At 47.9% G+C, this 20,056-nt stretch carries 18 protein-coding genes; 15 read left to right on the forward strand and 3 right to left on the reverse strand.

What is annotated here, in order from left to right; translation table 11 throughout:
- Positions 1-93: 93 nt before the first annotated feature.
- Entirely contained in the window at positions 94-858 is a 765-nt protein-coding gene (gene minC, locus LEUMU_RS0113570) for a septum site-determining protein MinC (protein WP_022952831.1), read from the reverse strand.
- Between the two features lie 66 nt (positions 859-924).
- Between minC and mfd the strand changes: the two genes are divergently transcribed.
- The 7 genes from mfd (at position 925) to LEUMU_RS26075 (ending at position 10,462) form a co-directional block, all read left to right on the forward strand.
- The gene (gene mfd / locus LEUMU_RS0113575; protein WP_022952832.1) at positions 925-4,389 is read left to right on the forward strand and encodes a transcription-repair coupling factor; all 3,465 of its coding nucleotides are present in this window, start codon (positions 925-927) and stop codon (positions 4,387-4,389) included.
- Between the two features lie 114 nt (positions 4,390-4,503).
- The gene (locus tag LEUMU_RS0113580) at positions 4,504-4,926 is read left to right on the forward strand and encodes a DUF7282 domain-containing protein (RefSeq protein WP_022952833.1); all 423 of its coding nucleotides are present in this window, start codon (positions 4,504-4,506) and stop codon (positions 4,924-4,926) included.
- Positions 4,927-5,148: 222 nt separating this feature from the next.
- The gene (gene hemP / locus LEUMU_RS26070) at positions 5,149-5,328 is read left to right on the forward strand and encodes a hemin uptake protein HemP (protein WP_022952835.1); all 180 of its coding nucleotides are present in this window, start codon (positions 5,149-5,151) and stop codon (positions 5,326-5,328) included.
- Positions 5,329-5,427: 99 nt separating this feature from the next.
- On the forward strand, positions 5,428-6,660 hold the full coding sequence (locus LEUMU_RS0113595) for an imelysin family protein (protein ID WP_022952836.1): 1,233 nt from the start codon (positions 5,428-5,430) through the stop codon (positions 6,658-6,660).
- A gap of 3 nt (positions 6,661-6,663) precedes the next feature.
- The gene (locus LEUMU_RS0113600; RefSeq protein ID WP_022952837.1) at positions 6,664-8,055 is read left to right on the forward strand and encodes a di-heme oxidoreductase family protein; all 1,392 of its coding nucleotides are present in this window, start codon (positions 6,664-6,666) and stop codon (positions 8,053-8,055) included.
- 72 nt (positions 8,056-8,127) lie between these two features.
- Positions 8,128-9,336: an imelysin family protein gene (locus tag LEUMU_RS0113605; protein WP_022952838.1), complete on the forward strand. Its 1,209-nt coding sequence runs from the start codon at positions 8,128-8,130 to the stop codon at positions 9,334-9,336.
- A gap of 1 nt (position 9,337) precedes the next feature.
- Positions 9,338-10,462, forward strand: coding sequence for a DUF1513 domain-containing protein (locus tag LEUMU_RS26075; protein WP_022952839.1), 1,125 nt, complete (start codon positions 9,338-9,340; stop codon positions 10,460-10,462).
- 88 nt (positions 10,463-10,550) lie between these two features.
- Here LEUMU_RS26075 and rpiA read toward each other — a convergent pair whose 3' ends face one another.
- Positions 10,551-11,213 (reverse strand): ribose-5-phosphate isomerase RpiA, encoded by a 663-nt coding sequence (rpiA, locus tag LEUMU_RS0113615; protein WP_026744766.1) that lies wholly within the window; start codon positions 11,211-11,213, stop codon positions 10,551-10,553.
- 100 nt (positions 11,214-11,313) lie between these two features.
- On the opposite strand from rpiA, the gene ilvA reads away from it, so the two are divergent.
- The 6 genes from ilvA (at position 11,314) to LEUMU_RS0113645 (ending at position 16,378) form a co-directional block, all read left to right on the forward strand.
- Positions 11,314-12,822 carry a threonine ammonia-lyase, biosynthetic gene (gene ilvA, locus LEUMU_RS0113620; protein WP_022952841.1) on the forward strand — a complete coding sequence of 503 codons (1,509 nt, stop codon included), beginning with the start codon at positions 11,314-11,316 and terminating at the stop codon, positions 12,820-12,822.
- A 131-nt stretch (positions 12,823-12,953) separates the two neighbouring features.
- The gene (gene rpmB / locus LEUMU_RS0113625) at positions 12,954-13,190 is read left to right on the forward strand and encodes a 50S ribosomal protein L28 (RefSeq protein ID WP_022952842.1); all 237 of its coding nucleotides are present in this window, start codon (positions 12,954-12,956) and stop codon (positions 13,188-13,190) included.
- A gap of 24 nt (positions 13,191-13,214) precedes the next feature.
- A complete protein-coding gene (gene rpmG / locus LEUMU_RS0113630; RefSeq protein WP_022952843.1) occupies positions 13,215-13,370 on the forward strand; it encodes a 50S ribosomal protein L33 in 156 nt (51 codons plus the stop codon).
- A 154-nt stretch (positions 13,371-13,524) separates the two neighbouring features.
- Complete coding sequence (locus LEUMU_RS26080) at positions 13,525-14,271, forward strand: ABC transporter ATP-binding protein (protein WP_022952844.1); 747 nt, start codon at positions 13,525-13,527, stop codon at positions 14,269-14,271.
- Positions 14,255-15,013, forward strand: a complete 759-nt coding sequence (locus LEUMU_RS0113640) for an ABC transporter permease (protein ID WP_022952845.1) — start codon at positions 14,255-14,257, stop codon at positions 15,011-15,013. The genes LEUMU_RS26080 and LEUMU_RS0113640 overlap by 17 nt, the downstream gene beginning before the upstream one ends.
- Before the next feature lie 3 nt (positions 15,014-15,016).
- Positions 15,017-16,378, forward strand: coding sequence for a GldG family protein (locus LEUMU_RS0113645; protein WP_022952846.1), 1,362 nt, complete (start codon positions 15,017-15,019; stop codon positions 16,376-16,378).
- 125 nt (positions 16,379-16,503) lie between these two features.
- Here the strand turns inward: LEUMU_RS0113645 and argH are convergent, their stop codons facing one another.
- Positions 16,504-17,922 carry an argininosuccinate lyase gene (gene argH, locus LEUMU_RS0113650; RefSeq protein ID WP_022952847.1) on the reverse strand — a complete coding sequence of 473 codons (1,419 nt, stop codon included), beginning with the start codon at positions 17,920-17,922 and terminating at the stop codon, positions 16,504-16,506.
- Between the two features lie 290 nt (positions 17,923-18,212).
- Here argH and LEUMU_RS0113655 point away from each other — a divergent pair, with 290 nt between their 5' ends.
- Complete coding sequence (locus tag LEUMU_RS0113655) at positions 18,213-19,265, forward strand: sensor histidine kinase (protein WP_022952848.1); 1,053 nt, start codon at positions 18,213-18,215, stop codon at positions 19,263-19,265.
- Positions 19,266-19,270: 5 nt separating this feature from the next.
- Positions 19,271-20,014 (forward strand): LytR/AlgR family response regulator transcription factor, encoded by a 744-nt coding sequence (locus tag LEUMU_RS0113660; protein ID WP_022952849.1) that lies wholly within the window; start codon positions 19,271-19,273, stop codon positions 20,012-20,014.
- The last annotated feature ends 42 nt before the right edge of the window (positions 20,015-20,056 follow it).

The following is a 20,056-nucleotide window of genomic DNA, read 5'->3' on the forward strand; positions in this document are numbered from 1 at the left end:
CTCTCCTAATTATTTTGTAGCGCTGCGCATTTCTATCGCGCAAACACTCTTATTGCCAAAATATAATAACAAATAACGATTTTCGATTTAGCACTATTCCAGTGCTTCAATTATTAACTTTTCTCCATCTAGGCGGATCATTGCCGGTTTTCCACGGAGATCTGTATCTCCCTCATCCAACAATTGATAGCGCCCTGCGATGGCGATTAGCTCAGCATCCAGCGAGCGGCAGAAGATACGTGCGGTGACATCACCGTGCACACCCGCCAATACCCGACCACGCAATGCGCCATACACGTGGATTGAGCCACTGGCCATGACTTCAGACCCGGCACTGGTATGTGTCAGCAAAATAGCATCGCCATTTTCAGCAAATACCTGCTGCCCCGAACGCACCGGCTTTTCAATGATCTGACTAATGCGAGGCTCTTCGATCGCCTTTTCTTTAGCAGCCGCTTTTGCTGCAGTCGCCTCAGCGTCTTCAGTTGGTTCAACCGCTGGCGCTTTTTTAACGCCAGTACGCATGACCGACCATCCGGCTTTGGTCACTTGCGCCTGCTGCTCTTCATCCATGCCACGAATACCCACTGGCACAAATGACAAGTCGCTAAGAAGTTTTTTTAACGCTTTCAGATCCAACTTATCCAGATCTTCTGCGATATCGGCACAATCCACGACAACCGGGCTGTTCATGAAAAACGCGGGTACTTCGTCGCGTTTTTTCTCAACTTGTTTACCGATTTCAGCCAAATCTGTACTGTGTAGATGCAATACGTTAAGCATTGACATCTCACCTTTTAATTCCATCACTGCATCGCTCACACTGCGGTCCCTGTGCTCAGTTTCTTGATCCGCCATAATAGCGCATTTAGCGTCGCAACTGACACTAAATCCGAGTACAATCCTCACTTTTCAGTCCCTGCTATGTCGATTACGCAACTCAATCCGGTATACCCTTCAAAGTCCGCCAACAGCCTCCAATGGGGCCAGCTGCACGGTTCTGCTCAGGAATTACTGATCGCCAATGCGAGTCGTGAATTTCAGGGATTAATCGTACTGGTTACGCCAGATACGCACAGCGCTTATCTCGCTCAGGCGCACATCCGTTTTTTCTCCGGCATTAAAGACATTCAGATATTTCCGGACTGGGAAACGCTACCTTACGATGTGTTTTCGCCGCATGAAGACCTTATTTCACAGCGCCTGAAAACCCTGCATCAATTACCCCGTACCGAACGCGGCGTGCTGATTGTTCCGATTTCAACGCTGATGCAACGCCTGGCTCCGGTTGATTACGTCAATCAGCAATCCCTGATTCTAAAAACCGGCGATACGCTCAATATCGATAGCTTCCGTAAACAATTAGAATCGTCAGGTTATCGGCATGTGACGCAAGTCTATGAGCATGGTGAATACAGCAGCCGTGGCTCACTGATTGACCTCTACCCAATGGGTAGCGAAAAACCGATTCGAATTGATTTGCTCGATGATGAAATTGATACGCTGCGAACCTTCAATACCGAAGACCAGCGCACCATCGACCATCTAACCTCGGTTGAGCTGCTGCCGGCACACGAATTTCCACTCAATGCCGAGGGTATTCGTACCTTCCGCACTAACTACAGCGAGCAGCTGGGTGGCAATCTTGCCCGCAGCCTGATCTACGACAATGTGACGCAGGGCAATCCACCGGCAGGTATTGAGTATTACCTCCCACTATTTTTCGATCACACCGCTACGCTGTTTGATTATCTGCCGCAAAAAACACTGATGATACTCAGTGAAGAAGTCAAAGCCGCCGCCGAGCAAATCGAAAAAGTGATTGCCGAGCGCTACGAACAGCGCCGCCATGATATTGAACGCCCTATTCTACCGCCAGAGCGACTGTTTTTAAGTGCAGCTACCGTCTTTGACCAGTTGGAAAATCTACGCTGCATTGAAACCTCACGCATTGAATTGCCAGCACCGGCTCATAACTACCCGATCCGCACCCTGCCTTCATTAATGATTCAGGGGCGCAGTGAAACACCGCTGATATTGCTGCATCAATTTCTGAAAACGCATACCGGCCGCATTCTGTTTACTGCTGAATCCGCTGGTCGCCGTGAGAATCTGATTAGCCTGCTGCGTGAAAACCATTTCACGCCAGTCACTAGCAGCAGCTGGCAAGATTTTATTGATAGCGATGCGCCACTGGCTGTTACTACTGCCCCATTAGAAGAAGGCTTGTGGATTCGCGATGATAAGAATCCGGCACTTTCTCTGGCGGTGATTCCAGAGTCCATGCTATTTGGGCAACAGGTTCAGCAAAAACGCCGTCGCCGCAAACCAACCCGCGATGCAGATGCCATTGTCCGCAACCTGACTGACCTCACCGAAGGCTCACCCGTGGTTCATGAAGAGCACGGTGTCGGCCGCTATGTGGGGATGCAAACGCTGGATGCCGGCGGCATTGTTCAAGAATTTATTACACTGGAGTATGCCGACAAGGCCAAACTCTATGTGCCGGTTGCCTCGCTGCATTTAATCAGCCGCTATACCGGTACCTCCGCCGATAAAGCGCCGTTGCACAAATTAGGCAATGATCTATGGGATAAGGCGCGTAAAAAAGCGGCCCAGAAAGCTCATGATATTGCAGCTGAATTATTAGAAATCCATGCCCATCGTGCTGCCCAAAAAGGCCATGCTTACACGCTCAATGAAATGGATTATCGCGCGTTCTCCGAAGCCTTTGGCTTTGAGGAAACACCCGACCAAGCCACGACCATTGAAGCGGTCATTGCTGATCTTTGCGCGCCACGACCAATGGATCGCGTAGTGTGTGGTGATGTTGGCTTTGGTAAAACCGAAGTTGCTATGCGTGCCGCTTTTGTTGCAGCCAATGCCGGCAAACAGGTCGCGATGATTGCACCGACTACCCTGCTAGTTCAGCAACACACCCGTAACTTCCAGGATCGCTTTGCAGATTGGCCATTTGAGATTGCCTCATTGTCACGCTTTGGCACCACCAAAAGCACTCAGCAAACGCTGGAAGGCATTAGCAATGGCAAGATCGATATCATTATCGGCACCCATAAGCTTATCCAAGGCACAGTTGATTTTAAAAACCTCGGTTTGGTGATTGTCGATGAAGAGCATCGCTTCGGGGTGCGCCATAAAGAACAGCTGAAGAAAATGCGCGCCAATGTCGATATGCTGACTATGACGGCCACGCCAATTCCACGTACCTTGAATATGTCGCTATCCGGCCTGCGCGATCTGTCAATTATTGCCACGCCACCAGCAGCCCGTCATGCCATTAAGACCTTTATTAATGAGTGGGATAAAAACACCATCCAGGAAGCTTGTGCCCGTGAGTTATCGCGTGGTGGACAGGTGTACTTCCTGCACAATGAAGTCAAAAGTATCGGCAAAATTACTGATGATCTAAAAGCCATTCTGCCAGATGCTGATATTCGTTTCGCTCACGGACAAATGCCGGAACGCGAACTCGAAGACATCATGAAAGACTTCTACCACCAGCGATTCCAGATTCTGGTGGCAACCACGATTATCGAAAGTGGTATCGACGTACCCACGGCGAATACCATTCTGATTAATCGGGCAGATAAGTTAGGACTGGCGCAGCTGCATCAGTTACGTGGCCGTGTGGGTCGTTCGCACCATAAAGCCTATGCTTACCTGATTGTGCCGAACCGCAAAAACTTGACGACGGACGCTAAAAAGCGCCTTGAAGCGTTGGAGTCTCTGGAAGACTTGGGCGTTGGTTTCACATTGGCCTCGCACGATTTAGAGATTCGTGGTGCGGGAGAATTACTGGGTGATGATCAAAGTGGTCAAATTCAGGAAATCGGCTTTACTATGTATAACGATTTGCTGGAGCGTGCAGTCAAAGCACTGAAAGCCGGTCGCTTGCCAGAACTTGAGTTTAATAACAGCACACGCACCACGGTTGACCTTGGCGTGCCGGCTCTGATTCCAGCGGACTACTTGCCCGATGTGCATAATCGCCTGATTCTATATAAACGCATTGCCAGCGCAGATGATGCGGAAGCCTTGCGTGAACTGCGCGTAGAAATGATCGACCGCTTTGGCTTACTACCAGAAGCCTGTAATAACTTATTTGAAAATACGCGCCTAAAACAAATCGCGCAGGAAATGGGTATTCGCAAGCTGGAGCTGGCTGCTGAAGGTGGCCGCATCGTGTTTAATGAAACACCCAATATCGACCCAATGAAACTGATTCAACTGGTTCAGAAACGCCCTTGGGAGTTTAAACTCAACGGTCAGGATAAGATTAATTTCGAATATCCGGAGTCTAATGTTGAGCAGCGGATACAGTGGATTAAGCGCTTCTTTAATGACATCCGACCCGATGCCAGCGCCTGAACCAGTCGTGGCATTTAAAATTAATCGAAAATAATTAAATCCGGCAAACGCTCCAGCTGCGTAGACCTCAGTGTAAGAGAAATACTGAAGTTACTTAACGTTAGGAGCATTTCCATGATTAAGATGATCACATCAATTAGTTTAGCCGCTACTTTATTCACATCAGCTGCGTTCGCTGGAAGCCATGCGATGGCACCAATGGCTGTTATGGGGCAAGATCAGGATGTCTCCGCAGGAACCGTCACTGCCACTAAAATCATGGCTGAGAAAAATGGCTGGATGGTCGTGCACCGTACGGATGACACCATGAAGCCAGGTCCGGTAGTCGGTTACGCACCATTGAAGATGGGTGAGAACCAAGACGTGACCGCGATTTTGACACAGCCAATCCCTAAAGGTGAAAAGCTGATGTTGATGCTGCATGGCGAAGCCGGTGGCATGAAGACTGGCGTCTTTGAATACACACTCGGCGCTAAAGAAGATGGCCCGGTGAAGGTTGATGGCCAACTGGTCATGATCGTAGTCAACACGCTATAAATTAATGGGCACGCAGAGCATCAGGCTTTGCGTGCCTTTTTAATCCCCGCTCCACTCCCATTGTCACAGCCTCCCCGCTTATCCTCATACCTTCCTCGTTAGTCTCCATAGCTAAGCCCAACACATAATTGCAAACAGGAATGACTTGCATTCACATTTTTGATTCATTATCATCTTGCGAATGAGAACACTTCCTATTAACAACCTTTGCACGACATAACAATGACTGAATCTACCTTGCGCAGTGTCGACCTGGCCGAAATTATGGCCGATAGCAAAAAGATCATCCTGAAACACGGGGAGAAGCCTTATTTGCTAAGCATTACCCGTCGCGGCAAGCTCATTCTCACTGCAGCAGAGACAAACGATGAGAATGAAAACGCCAAAACCGACGCCCAATAATCACTAACTCCCCCGGTCAGCTTTAGCCAGCTTGTATTTTCTAATCCAGCCAGCCCAAGCACCTGTTGCCCTCCTCTGAAAATGGACTGAAATATACCTATGAAACTGACCCGAACGCTACTGACCCAACTCACACTTTCAAGCGCCCTGATTTTTGGCGCAGGCAATGTCATGGCAGAAACGGCTACCCCGAAAGCAGCCATGAATACTTATGTCGAGATCGCTTATGCGGCTTACTCCGACTCACTAAGCACGGCAAAAGCGCTGCAAACTGCGGTTAATGAATTTCTAAAAGTGCCATCTGAAGCAACACATAAAGCCGCAAAGCAAGCATGGCTGGCCGCTCGTGTTCCTTATGGACAAACTGAAGCATTCCGCTTTGCAAATCCAAATGTGGATGATTGGGAAGGCAAGGTTAACGCATGGCCATTGGATGAAGGACTGATTGATTACGTCGGCACCACTTACGAACATGAAGACGGCAATACCTTTGGTGAAGCCAATATCATTGCAGGTGATCAGGAAATAACGACTGAATTGCTGGAGTCATTCCACGAAAAAGGTGGCTCTGAAGCCAATGTTGCAACAGGCTATCACGCCATTGAATTTTTATTGTGGGGTCAGGATTTAAATGCCAAGCCCGATGATGCAGGTACTCGCCCTTACACGGATTATGTCACCGGCAAAGATTGCACCAACGGTAACTGCGAGCGCCGCGGCCAATACCTGAAAGTTGCTACTGACTTATTGGTTAGCGATTTAGAAACCATGGTTGCTGATTGGAAACCAGGAAGCGATAACTACCGTAAAAGCTTTTTGGCACTGGAAGAAAATGAAGCCTTACGCCGCATGCTATTTGCATTGGGTAGCTTGAGCTTGGGTGAATTAGCGGGTGAACGCATCAATGTTGCACTACTAGCACACTCTCAAGAAGATGAGCACTCTTGCTTTAGTGATAACACGCACACCGATATCGCTGAAAATGCACGTGGTATTCAGAACATCTTTACCGGCACCTACATTCGCAGCAATGGCGATAAAGTGACTGGCGTGAGCTTGGCCGATCTGGTTGCCGAAAAAGATATCGATCTAAGCAACTCTTTGACAACTAAGCTAGCGAACTCTCAAAGCAAAGCAGAAGCGGTTGTTAAGGCTGCCGAAGCGGGTGAGCATTTTGACCAGCAAATCACACCGGATAATGAAGCTGGTAATACACGCGTTAAAGCAATCATCGATGCGCTACGCCTGCAAACAGGTGATATCGAAGCGTCTGCTAAGGCTTTGGGCATCGACAGCCTTAACCCTGAAACCAGTGATTCCTTCGGCGAATAACGCATGAAATATACACTTCTAGCCACGACGCTGGGCGCATTATTGCTCCCGGCACTAGCCAACAGTGAAACAGCCGTCAAGTCAGGCGGCGACACCACCGTTTTTGATAAAAGCCGCAATGCTTTTTCACTACCTGCTCGTAATCTAAGCATTTTACGACGTGATAATTTCTTTATCGGCAATGCCTTCTTTAAGCAGCCCTGGGTTGCTGCGCCGGCATCGACCAAGGCGCGGGATGGGCTGGGCCCATTATTTAATACCAATACCTGCCAAAGTTGCCATGTTAAAGATGGCCGAGGTCGCCCTCCATTAAATGACGCTGAAGACTTTTTATCGGCTCTGGTGCGATTAAGTATTCCAGCAACGACGGATGCTCATCAAGCGCAGCTTATTCAAAGTGGCGTAATTCCTGAGCCCACTTATGGTGATCAGTTACAACCTAGCGCCATTCCCGGCATTAAAGGTGAAGGTCGCCCTGCGATCAGCTATGAGGAAATTACGGGTGAATTTACCGATGGCAGTCCTTACTCGCTGATCAAACCAACCCCTCGTATTGATGATCTGAATTATGGCGAGCTACACCCTGACACGCTAATGTCAGTCCGTGTCGCGCCACCAATGATTGGTCTTGGCTTGCTTGATGCCATCTCCGAAGCCGATATTCTGGCAAATGCTGATCCGGAAGATGCGGATAAAGACGGCATTTCTGGTCGCCCAAATCGGGTGTGGGATGTGCAGCTTAAACAAACGGTGCTAGGTCGCTTTGGTTGGAAAGCTAATCAACCCAATGTTGCCCAACAAAGTGCGGGGGCTTTTCATGGCGATTTAGGGGTTAACTCTGAACTACACCCCGGACAAAACTGCACTGCCGCGCAAGTGGATTGCCATAAAGCCATTGATGGCGGCACGCCGGAAATACCCGCTGAGATTCTGGATAAAGTTGTGTTTTACTCATCCACCCTAGCCGTACCCGCAAGACGCGGCACGAAAAATCCAGAAGTCACTCATGGGGAAGCACTATTTGCGCAAGCCAATTGCTCATCCTGCCATCAGCCTGAGTTTAAAACTGGAACGCACTCCAGCATTGCTGAATTATCCAATCAAACCATTACCCCTTACAGCGATTTACTGCTGCACGATATGGGTGAAGGCTTAGCGGATAATCGTCCGGACTTTCTGGCGAGCAGTCAAGAGTGGCGTACTCCTCCACTTTGGGGTATTGGTTTGACTAAAACTGTGAATGCACATACCCGTTTTTTACATGATGGGCGCGCTCGCAATTTAAGTGAAGCAATTCTCTGGCACGGTGGCGAAGCAGAAGCATCCAAGCAGCAATACCTTGAGATGCCTAAAGCTGACCGCGATGCACTGATTGCCTTTTTGAATTCTTTATAGCGGCCTTATGGTCGCTTTTTTCCTTCTGATTGAATCCAATCCATTTAATCCAATTTAGCTTGCGGATAACTCATGACACTTTTTTCGACGATGAACCGTGGTTTGCTACTGAGTGCATTACTGGTATCAGCCACGTATGCCAATACCGAATCAGCCACTAAGACTGATCCAGCGGCACAAGCAAACGCCACATTAACTGAAGCTGCTGTAACACAGGCAGCTACACCTAGTGCGACTGAAGCTCAACCAGCCAGCCTTTCCAAAGCACAAATACAGCAATTACTTGCACAGTTGACTCAGCGAGTGATCTTGCCACTGTATGAGCAGGCCGACACTCAAGCGTTGGTAATGCAAAAACAACTAGAGGCTTTTTGCACTACGCCAAATACCGACACATTAAAAGCTGCCCGTAATAGCTGGATTGCCGCACTCGATGCTTGGCAACAAGTTGAGGTTGTTATGTTTGGCCCGGCGCTGGAAAAGCAGCGTGATTTACATATCTATTTTCGTCCGGTTAAGAAGCGTGTGATCAAGCTCCTGCTAAATCAGGAAACACCAATCACATTAGAAAACCTGGAGTTTGCAGGCGTTGGCGCACAGGGCTTTGCCACACTGGAGTACTTATTATTTGATCGTGATGTTAACGAAGCAGAGCTATTAAAACGCTTTACAGATGACACTCGTTATTGCGAACACCTTAAAGGCACGACCAGCCTGTTAGTCCGAGATATTCAGGCAATTAACCAAGATTGGAAACAAGGCTACGCTGACTCAATGATTAAAGCCGGTAGTGCTGACGATGCTGTTTTTCCGAATGCCATGCAGCCACTTGAAACGGTACTGGGCAAGCTGGACCAAATTGCAGAAACGGTTCCGAACAAACTGAGCAATGCACTGGCTTCTGGCAATTACCTTGCAGGCAAAGATCCAAAACGTGAAAAAGTGAATGCTCATAAACTGGAAGCATGGCGCAGTGGCCATACCCTGAACAACCTACAAGACAATATCACCGGCATCAAAACCTTATTGGATGATGGTGGCTTTTTGGCGGCGCTTGAGTCTCAAGGACAAAAGCCCTTAGCCTCTCAAATCCGTAGTCAAATTGAGCTGGTGCAAGCCATTGAGTTTGCGAGTGATGACTTATTTCAGCAGCTGCAAGATAAGCAAACTCAAGCAGCTGATACGTTTTATGCTGAAAGCCTGAAGTTATCCCAGCTGATCAAACAGCTATCCAGCGCACTGGGCATTCAGCTCGGCTTTAATGATAGCGACGGTGATTAATATGAAGCGGCGTGATTTTTTACAAGCAGGCTTGGCCACTTCGGTCAGCCTGCTTAGCGCTAAACTTTGGGCGGCATCGGAGTCTGCTCAGCAGCAAAACACTGCGCTCCACAAAGTGCTCTACTCTGCCAGCACCAATAAGCAAGGTATTAACCAATTAAGCCAATGGTCACTGGATAGCAAACAAGCGCAACACTTTGCTATTCCTTTCCGCGCGCATGATGTGCTGCCAATGCCAGATCATCAGCATGTGATTGCCTTTGGGCGCCGACCAGAAATGCAGTGCGTGGTTGTGGATATTCAAAGCCAACAAAACACTCCAATACTCGCTATTGAAGGCCGTCATTTTTACGGCCATGGCTGTTTATCGGCAGATAATAGCACCCTGTTTACCACCGAAAATGAGTACGACGAAGCCCGTGGCGTCATTGGTATTCGCGACGCTAAAACACTGCAAATGATTGGTGAATATGACACTTATGGCGTGGGCCCGCATGATATCCACCTGATGCCAGATGGCAAAACCTTAGTGGTTGCCAATGGCGGTATTGAAACCCATCCGGACTATGGTCGACGCAAACTCAATATTGATACCATGCAGCCTTCACTGGTTTATATCGATATTGAAAGCGGCCAGAAACTTGCAGAATACCGCTTGGATGATCACCAACTGAGTATTCGTCATTTGAGCGTGTCAGACAATGGTGATGTGGGTGTAGCGACACAGTTTCAGGGAGACCTGTACCGCAGGCGACCCACTGTGTTAGCGGCATGGCAGCCCTATGGTGGCGAACTTGAAGCACTACCCATTCCAGAGCAAACCACCAAGGCAATTCGCGGCTATATGGCGGATTTAGCCTTTGACCCGAAGCAGAACCTGCTGGCAGTGACTGCACCACAAGGCAATCAACTGACGCTATGGGACCTTAAAAGCAAACAACTGCTCAATACTTTAGCTATTCCAGAACCTAGCGGCATTAGCTATCTCGCTGAATCGGAGTGTTTTTTAGTGTCTAGCGCTAAGGGTGGGGTGTATGAAGTGCGTGCAAATCGGCAAAAGAATGAGATTAGCCAACACCTGATGCTTAGCGGTATTGCTTGGGATAACCACCTGCTAGTGGTCTGATCACACATTTACCTGCTTTATACGTAAAGGCTCCGAACAGGAAATTACCCAGTCGGAGCCTTCAAAACTGATCATACAGAACAGCGAATTACGCAGGCATAACGATCTGCGCACCGCCAGGTGTTCCTAAAATCAATACATCAGCCGAACGCGCCGCAAACAAACCAACTGTTACCACACCAACGATTTGGTTAATCTGTCTTTCCAGCTCTACCGGATCGACAATCGACAAACCGCTAACATCCAAAATAAAATTGCCATTATCGGTGGTGTAGCCTTGGCGTAAGCTTGGGTTTCCGCCCAACTTAACCATTTCACGCGCCACATAGCTTTGCGCCATTGGGATCACTTCAACTGGCAATGGGAATTCACCCAATACATCCACCAACTTGCTTTCATCAGCAATGCAAACAAACTTATCGCTAGCCGCCGCAACGATTTTCTCGCGGGTTAATGCCCCGCCGCCGCCTTTAATCAAGTTCAAACGTGGGTCAGACTCATCCGCGCCATCGACATATAAAGACAAAGGCCCCGTCTGATTCAGCTCCATTACCTTAAACCCGTGACCTTTCAAACGCTCAGCTGTAGCAATGGAACTAGCCACCGTACCTGCCAGTGGAATTCTGCTTTCAGCCAGTAAATCGATAAAGTGATTGGCCGTTGAACCGGTTCCTACGCCGATTACTGTATTGTCTTCAACATATTTCAGTGCAGCAGCTGCGGCAGCGCGCTTCATTTCGTCTTGTGTCATGGCAATTAGCTTCTCAAATTCAAATATCAACATCATACCGAATGATGCTACTCTATGGCACTCTTTACACACCAAAACAGAGCATCCAGCAGCCTTCCGCATGAAAAACCAACTCATCGAAAAAATTCTCAAAGCGCGCGTCTATGATGTCGCCATCGAGAGCCCACTTGATCCAGCCCGCTCACTCTCTGCCCGTTTTGATAATACGATTTATCTGAAACGTGAAGACCTGCAGCCGGTTTTCTCTTTTAAGCTGCGTGGCGGCTTTAACTGCATGCAAAAATTATCGCCGGAAGCCAAAGCGCGTGGCGTGATTGCAGCCTCTGCAGGTAACCATGCACAGGGCGTGGCATATGCCGGTCGACACTTAGGTATTCCGACGACGATTGTAATGCCAGTCATTACACCGGATATTAAAGTGAATGCGGTTCGCTCATTTGGTGGTAATGCAGTTCTGCACGGCAACAATTTCGATGAAGCCTTTCAACACGCCATGAAACTGCGTGAAGAGCAAGGCCTGACCTTTGTCCACCCCTTTGATGATATGGAAGTGATTGCCGGACAAGGCACCATTGGTATGGAAATTTCCCGCCAACACCCTGAACACCTCGATGCGATCTTTATTTGCGTCGGTGGCGGTGGCTTGCTCGCCGGTATTGGTTCCTGGATAAAATTCCTTAGCCCTGAAACACTGATCATCGGCGTAGAGCACGAAGAAGCACCCAGCATGACGACCGCCTTAGAGCGTAATGAGCGGGTTATGCTAGGACAAATCGGTACTTTCGCCGATGGTGCAGCGGTTAGACAAGCCGGTGAAAATACCTTTGCCATTGCCAAAGAAGTGGTCGATGAAATGATCACCGTCAGCACTGATGAAACCTGTGCGGCCATTAAAGATGTGTTTGAAGACACGCGTACCTTATTAGAACCCGCTGGCGCCTTAGGTGTAGCAGGTATGAAAAAGTACATGAAGCGCACCGGCTGCAAAGGTAAGAAATTTGTCGCCATTTGCAGTGGGGCGAATATTAACTTTGATCGTCTACGCCATGTTGCCGAGCGCGCGGAGCTTGGTGAGCGCCGAGAAGCCCTATTCTCAGTGACCGTTCCTGAAGAACCCGGCAGCTTCCGCAGCTTCTGCAATGTCATTGGCAACCGAGCGATTACCGAATTCAATTACCGGTATGCGGATAGTGAACAAGCAGAAGTCTTTGTTGGCGCAAAAATAGCTAACGATGCTGAAAAAGACCAGTTGCTAAAGGCGTTACAAGGGTTAAACTACCCGGTATTGGATCTGACCGACAACGAGCTGGCGAAAGTGCATTTGCGCTTTATGGTTGGCGGTCATGCGCCAGACATTCATGATGAGCTGGTGTTCCGCTTCAATTTTCCGGAACGTCCAGGTGCCCTGCTACACTTTTTAAATAGTATGGGTCACTGGAACATTAGCTTGTTCCACTACCGCAACCACGGCTCTGATTTTGGTCGGGTATTGGTGGGAATGCAGGTGCCGGATGCCGAGCGCGAAGAGTTCAACCAATTTTTGGATAAGCTGGGTTATGAATACTGTGAAGAAACTCAGAATCCTGTGTACCAGCACTTCCTAAGATAACACGAGATAAGCTTAAAATATGCTTGCTGTCTAGGCCCTGATTGGCTATGATAGCCGGCTTTTCGATGGTCTGAAATTCTTTGGAATTCGGGGCATCAGTACTATAAGATTTCCTGATTCGGAGAATAGTCATGGCTAAAGTATGCCAGGTAACAGGTAAGCGCCCAGCTGTGGGTAACAACGTATCACACGCGAAGAACACAACACGTCGTCGTTTTCTTCCTAATTTGCATAGCCACCGTTTTTGGGTTGAATCTGAAAACCGTTGGGTTAGACTGCGCCTTACCGCTAGCGGTATTCGTCTGATCGACAAGTTGGGTATTGATGCTGTACTAGCTGACATGCGCAAGCGTGGCGAAAAAGTTTAAACGGCACAGCCGAAGGAATTACTCATGCGCGATAAAATCAAATTAGTTTCAAGTGCTGGTACCGGTTTTTACTACACCACTACTAAGAACAAACGTACAATGACTGAAAAATTGGAAATGAAGAAATTCGATCCAGTTGTTCGCAAACACGTTATGTTTAAAGAAGCGAAGATTAAGTAAGTTTTACTCTTTTTGAGTAAACTTCGAAAGACCCGGCCATTGTGTCGGGTTTTTTTATGTCTGAAATTCGCTTACACTGACCATAATTTTTAAACCGTACAAAACTTCCACACACGGGCTTAGCAAATAACTCAAACAATAAAGGGAACGGCGCATGCAAACCGCTACGTCACTCATCAATGCCACCGGCTTAAAACGCTATTACGGAAAACAAGCTGCTGTTAGTAGCGTCGATATCCAACTGCAACGCGGCGAGATATTAGGACTGCTTGGCCCCAATGGCGCAGGCAAGTCGACGATTTTGCAAATGCTGACGGGTACGCTGGCGACTCACGCTGGCGATATTCAAATTAATGGCATTGATCTAAAAGAGCAGCCACTGCAGGCCCGCAAGCAAATCGGCTACTTACCTGAGAACCCTCCACTGTATCGGGATATGACGATTCAGGAGTACTTGAAGTACTGTGCGAAGTTGCATGGCTTAAGTGGCACGGAACTCAAAACTGCCGTGGACTGGGCGATTGAGCACTGCGATCTGGAAACCATGAAACGCCGTCTGATCTCCAACTTATCAAAAGGCTACCAGCAGCGTGTTGGAATTGCCCAAGCCATTTTGCATAAACCGCCGCTCATTATTTTAGATGAACCTACGGTTGGATTGGACCCTGTACAGCTGGCACAAATTCGCCAATTGATTCGAGAGCTTGGCGAGCAGCATGGCATTATCCTATCCACCCATATTTTGCAGGAAGTGGATGCAGTGTGTGATCGCGCTCAGATTATTAATCATGGCCAAACCGTGCTGGATGAAACACTGGCCTCGCTGAAGTCACGTGATCAATCATTAGAGCAGTTCTTTAATCACCAACTGACCGGAGCCATCGATGCAAGTCATGTTTAATATCGGACTGAGCGAGTTTCAGCGCTTATTCCGCACGCCACTGGCTTGGGTGTTACTGGCAGTACTGCAATTGATATTGGGCTACTTGTTTTTAGTGCAGGTTGAGAATTACCTTAGCGTTATTCAACCCAAGATCATTGCTAGCCAAGCGCCTTATGGCGTTACGGATTTAGTGCTTAATCAGCTATTTACCTATGCTGGTATTCTGATGTTGGTGATTATGCCGCTGCTGACAATGCGCAGTTTTGCAGAAGAGCGCCAAAACAATACGCTGACCTTGTTACGCGCCGCCCCGATTTCATCCACCCAAATAGTAATGGGTAAGTTTCTAGCACTGGAATTACTGATTCTGTGCCTGATTGGCATGATTAGTTTAATGCCATTGTCATTATTACTGGGGACTGCACTGGATATTGGGCAACTCTCAAGTGCAATCCTCGGGCTATTTTTACTACTGAGCTCGTTTGCGGCTGCGGGGATCTTTTTATCGTCATTGACCAAGCATCCGATGTTAGCTGCCCTACTCGGCTTTGCATTATTGCTAATTCTCGCATTGCTCTATCTGGCGGGTACCCGCACCGGACAAAGCAGCGCGCTATTGGTCTACCTGTCTCACTTTGGGCATTACCTAAATTTTTTAAATGGCGTAATTGATAGCCGCGATGTGCTGTATTACGTGCTGTTTATTGCCGGATTTCTTGCACTAACCATCCGCAAGCTAGATAACGAGAGGTTGGGCTAAGCGATGACTACCAAACAAACCGCCGCCAGACATCTCAGTCAACTGGTCTTTTACATACTGCTGATTTGCGTGATTGGTTTAGCTGCATGGCTAAGCACCCGTTACTCACAAACTATTGATTTGTCATTCGGGCAACGCAATACGCTGACCGAGCCAACGCAGCAACTCCTTAAGTCACTGGATGAGCCAGTTAATTTCATCGCTTATTTGTCCGATGATAAAACTGAGCTACAGGCAGGAATGCGCAAGCTGGTTGCTAAATATCAGCAGTTTAAACCTGATACCACGCTGGAAATTATTGACCCTAACCTAAACCCTGTCAGAGCTAAGGCAGATAATGTGTTATCCGAAGGTCGCGTACTGATACAGCTAGGCGACCGCAGTGAGAAGCTAAGTTCGGTCGATGAAAGCACGGTCGCCAATACATTACAGCGCTTACTCAGAAATGTAGTGCCTCGCATTATCGTGCTGGAAGGCCACCAAGAACGCTCTCCTTTTGATGACACCAGTAGCGGCTTGAGCAAACTACGTGAGCGCTTAGCGGATCGCGGCTTTCGCTTACAGCCACATGCCATCTTAAAAACGCAATCCATTCCGGATGACAGTAGTTTTGTATTGATTGCATCGCCACGAACACCCTACCTGCCAACAGAAGCAGAAGTGATTAAGCAGTATCTGAAAGATGGTGGCAATCTATTATGGCTTACCGAACCAGATACGCTAGCGGGTTTAGAACCTGTTTTAGAGCAGCTGGGCTTGAGAACACTTAAAGGTACGCTATTGGATGGCAACCAAGCTCTGCAGGATATGCTGGGCATTAAGCACCCTGCGGTAATTCCGGTGATTCAATATGAACATCCCTTACTTAAGGATATGCAATCCCCAACCCTATTCCCATTTACCGGGGTGATAGAGGTAAACCCTGAGACAATCACCAACTGGCAATATAGCCCGATGCTAATAACGGGTGAATCCAGCTGGTTGGAAAGTGGCGAGCTTACCGGAGAAGTCACCCCAGACTATGCCGCTGGTGATAAACCTGGGCCATTGAGTATTGGTATGAGCTTGAGCCGCGAGGCTAATGATAAGCAACAGCGCGTGATTGTGCTGGGCGACAGCGACTTTATGCTGAATCAGTTTATTGGCGCAGGCAATGGCGGCAACCTTGAACTCAGTAATAAGCTGTTTGACTGGCTAAGCCAAAGTGATGATTTACTTAAAATTAAAACAGCTCGCGCTCCTGATACCGAGCTGAAGATGCCGGGTAACAGCCTGAATATTCTAGCAATAGTGTTTTTATTCGGACTGCCATTATTGCTAGTGATTATTGGCACAATTCGTTGGTGGATTCGCCGCAGACGCTAGACAACTCTGATTTACTCCCACAAAAAAGCCAGCTAATGATGCTGGCTTTTTTGTGTCGTTTATATCGATAGGTTGTAATGAGTCAGCGCCCGATTAAGCAGTGCTAACCCCATGCTTGATACCAATTAACGTGTCACTAATACCGTTTTAGCGGCTGCCACCTGAAGTAACACCTGCTCTGGCGCGGTGCCACCGACATGATTACGCGCGGCAACGGAGCCTTCCAGCGTTAGCACATCAAACACGTCATCGGTAATCGCACCAGAGAACTGCTGCAACTCTTCCAGCGCCATTTCACTAAGGTCTTTACCAGTTTGCACGCCATGCGCCACAGCTTTACCAACCACCTCATGCGCATCACGGAACGGCATACCTTTACAGACTAAGTAGTCTGCCAGATCCGTTGCCGTTGCGAAGCCTTGCATGGCTGCACGACGCATACTCTCAGGCTTAGTCTCTACATGCGGCATCATATCCCCATAGGCACGCAGACAGCCTAACAGCGTATCAACTGTATCAAACAGCGGCTCTTTATCTTCTTGATTATCTTTATTGTAAGCCAATGGTTGGCTCTTCATCAAAGTCATCAAACTAAACAAGTGGCCATAGACGCGACCTGACTTTCCTCGAACCAGCTCTGGCACATCCGGGTTTTTCTTTTGCGGCATAATGGAAGAGCCCGTGCAAAAACGATCCGGAAGGTTGATAAAATCAAACTGCGCAGAGGTCCAAAGTACGAGCTCTTCAGAGAAACGAGACAAGTGCATCATGATCAAACTGGCGGCTGAGGTAAACTCAATCGCAAAATCACGATCACTTACACCATCTAGCGAGTTGCGTGATGGGCGATCAAAATGTAATAACTCGGCTGTAAAATCACGATCTATCGGATAACTGGTACCTGCCAGTGCCGCTGATCCAAGCGGCATAATGTTGATCCGTTTACGGCAATCCAACAGGCGCTCATAGTCGCGCTCCAGCATCTCATACCACGCCATCATGTGGTGGCCGAAAGTAATTGGCTGCGCCACTTGCAAATGTGTAAAACCAGGTAAAATTGTGTGCGCTTCCCGCTCAGCTAATTCCACCAATCCTTGCTGTAAACGAGTAATCTCTGAAACAATCAAATCAACCTGCTCGCGCAACCATAATCGAATGTCGGTTGCGATCTGATCATTTCTTGAGCGACCAGTGTGAAGCTTCTTACCGGCAATGCCTATGCGGTCGGTGAGGCGTGCTTCGATGTTCATGTGCACATCTTCCAGTGCTACAGACCACTCTAATTCACCGGCAGCTGCTTGTACTTTAATCGCCGCCAAACCCTCTTGGATATCCGCTAATTCCTGATCATTCAGGATACCTACTTTATGCAACATTCGGGCATGTGCAACTGACCCTTCGATGTCTTGATCAGCCAACCGTTGGTCGAATAATATTGAGGCAGTAAAGGCTTCAACAAAGGCATCTGTATCCTCTGCGAAACGACCGCCCCACAGTTTGTTTTCGGATGCTTTAGTGCTTGTTTCTAGGGTAGTTTTCGCCATGGGTGTTAAGGTTCCAGCAAGTAAAATGTAATTGCCCAGTTTAACATATTGTGGAACAATAGATAAGCGTTGAGTAAACAGCGACAGACGATCTAAAAATAACGATAAAACTATAGAGCGACTGACCAACGCAACAAATTAGGCGACGACCTAACAACCGTTTTAGTACGGTTTTAGTAAAATAAAAATAATAGACCACTGAGGAAGTTTTCTAGACTCTGGCCCTCCCAGATATCACTTGTAATAACAAGCGATACTGCAAGTTGCCTGATAAAGAAACAATAACATTAATGTCAGCGACTGAAACCGACAACAAACAAAAAGGCTTTTTACCAAGCCTCTGCTCTGTGCGAGCGATCCTGCGCGTTGCCATAACGGCACAGGTGTTGGCAATGGTATTGGCGTTGGCCTCTGCTGCCGACACTTATCAAGCCTCGCTCGTAAAAATGGCGCTTACCTCTGTATTTGTACAATGGGTTGCCATCAGCTCTGCGCTAACACTCTGCCTGTTACGTCGTTTTATACAGACCGCAGATGTGATCAAATCCAGTATTATCGCAACGGGTGTTGTGGTGTTTTTTACCATCTCAGCCTCAGTACTGACCATCATGGCGGACAGCTATGACAAGGTTGGCGCGGTATTTTTCTGGGATACGCCATTCATCTTCCGCAATGTATTTATCAGCGCCGTCGTGACTACCCTGGCCCTACGTTACTTGTACGTACAGAACGAGCGTGACGCGCACTTACTGGCCGACACTGGCGCTAAATATGACGCGCTGCAATCCAGAATGCGCCCGCACTTCTTATTCAATAGCTTAAACAGTATCGCGATGCTAGTGCATCAGGATGTGAATCAAGCCGAAGAGGCTATTCTAGATCTGGCCGATATTTTCCGTACGACATTGGATAAGCGTAACCGCATCCCATTGCGTGAAGAACTGGATGTGACCTTGCGCTACCTGCGTATGGAAGGTTTACGTTTAGGCAAGCGTCGTTTGAATATCGTGTGGGACATGGATCGAAACACATTACCCTTTGATATGGAAATCCCACCGCTACTACTGCAACCCTTAGCCGAAAACGCCATTTACCATGGCATTCAACCCCGGGAAGAAGGCGGCACCTTAGGCATTAGTTTGTATGATGCAGGTGACAAATTAGATGTTGTGATTACCAACCCAGTTCCACCGGAAGGCAATGAAACGCATCAAACGGGCAACAGTATCGCCCAAGACAATCTCAAAAACCGCTTAAAGCTCGCTTATGGTGCTCGTGCAAACTTACAAATAAAAAAATCACGTCATCAATACCGCGTCTCATTCTCGATCCCGAAGGAGTAATAATAATGACAATGAATATACTCGTCGTTGATGACGAAGAACTTGCTCGTAAAAGAATACAAAGTCTGCTTGCTGAAAAATCAGACTATAACATCTGTGCTGAAGCCGAAAACGGGGCTGAAGCATTAATGATGGTGGAAAGGCATCAGCCGGACTTGATCCTGCTGGACATTACAATGCCCGTTATGGATGGCTTAGAAGTTGCTAAGCACCTTGCCGGAATGCCCAACCCACCAGCCGTCATATTCACCACAGCGTATGGAGAATATGCTTTAGAAGCCTTTTCAACCAAAGCCACAGGGTATCTCATGAAACCAATAAGACAAGAACAATTATTAAAAAGTCTGGAACAAGCCCGTTCATTAAACCGTGCACAACGCTCGGAAATGCTAGATAAGAATGATGAAAATACTGCGAACCGTAAGCACATTTGTGCACGTCGTCGCGGCAACCTGGAACTGATCCCCATCGAAGATGTGTATTACTTCCAAGCCGATCAAAAATACGTGACGGTTCGCCACAAAGAAGGTGAAGTCATTATTGAAGAGTCACTGAAGTCATTAGAGAATGATTTATCAGAGCGCTTTATTCGTATTCACCGCAATGCGCTAGTCGCTAAGAGCCGCATCAGCGGTCTATCGAAGACATCAATTGGCCGCATTAAAGTCACTATCGATAAAATTGAAGATGAGCTGGAAGTCAGCCGTCGTCATGTTGCTGAGATTCGACGCTTTGTTCGTGAGCGTTAATCCGTAACACCCCATTTGTTTAAATGGAACAACGGCCGCTGC

It is taken from the genome of Leucothrix mucor DSM 2157 (genome assembly GCF_000419525.1).
Taxonomy (GTDB): domain Bacteria; phylum Pseudomonadota; class Gammaproteobacteria; order Thiotrichales; family Thiotrichaceae; genus Leucothrix; species Leucothrix mucor.